Origin of the sequence: Paraburkholderia sp. SIMBA_054, from assembly GCF_046534875.1 — a bacterium.
Taxonomy (GTDB): Bacteria; Pseudomonadota; Gammaproteobacteria; order Burkholderiales; family Burkholderiaceae; genus Paraburkholderia; species Paraburkholderia hospita.
On record NZ_JAWRXV010001556.1, the window covers coordinates 1 to 242 of the forward strand.

Annotated in this window: 1 pseudogene; it reads right to left on the reverse strand. The window is 57.9% G+C overall.

The features are described 5' to 3' along the window. Nucleotides 1–149, reverse strand: a pseudogene (locus tag SB822_RS60275) (aldo/keto reductase); the annotation flags it as partial. Between the last annotated feature and the right edge of the window lie 93 nt (nucleotides 150–242).

Consider the following 242-nt stretch of genomic DNA (forward strand, 5'->3'; position numbering starts at 1 on the left):
GCGGTGTCGATGAAGTCCAGCCCGGCGTCGACGAACGCGTCGAGAATCGAAAACGAAGTCGCTTCGTCGGCGGTCCAGCCGAATACATTGCCGCCGAACATAAGCGGCGCGACTTGCAATTCAGAGTGTCCAATGCGGCGCTCTTGCATCATTTCTCCCGGCTTTATCGCAAGAGAAAAAGAGGATACGCCGCCTTTTCAAATCCCGCAGCGCGCCTGGCGGATCGGCCTCAAACGCTTGTC